Origin of the sequence: Leifsonia sp. SIMBA_070 (assembly GCF_046534635.1) — a bacterium.
In the GTDB taxonomy this organism is placed as follows: Bacteria; Actinomycetota; Actinomycetes; order Actinomycetales; family Microbacteriaceae; genus Leifsonia.
On the sequence record NZ_JAWRYK010000065.1, the window covers coordinates 1 to 373 of the forward strand.

At 71.6% G+C, this 373-nt stretch carries 1 protein-coding gene; it reads right to left on the minus strand.

From position 1 onward, the window contains the following. The coding region (locus SB754_RS19430) for a hypothetical protein (protein ID WP_410784042.1) at positions 1 to 297 on the minus strand (297 nt) is incomplete at its 3' end. Between the last annotated feature and the right edge of the window lie 76 nt (positions 298 to 373).

Sequence of the window (373 nt, forward strand, 5' to 3'; positions counted from 1 at the left end):
CGTCATGTTCTGATCGAAACCGAGATCGACGAGCGCCTCGACGCGGTGCCCGCGCCACTCGCGCGGCACGCGGCCCGCGACGCGGAACCAGGTCGTTCCCCAGGCCGGCCCCCACTCCGAGCCGGCCGAGAAGGGCGCGTAATCGAGCGCGAGGCCCTCGCTCGGTGGAATCGGCTCCCCGTCGAGCGCGTTCGCGCCGATCTCGAGGGGAACGCGCCGGCTATGGATCGCGGGCCGGATACGCTCGGTCAGCACGCGCCTCGCGCGGCCGGTCGTCAGGGGAATGTCGTCGTGCATGGAGTGTCCGTTCGTGAAGTGCGTTCAGGAGTGCATTGTGGCGGCGGCACCGCCCGAGGAGACGGCCGCCACGCGG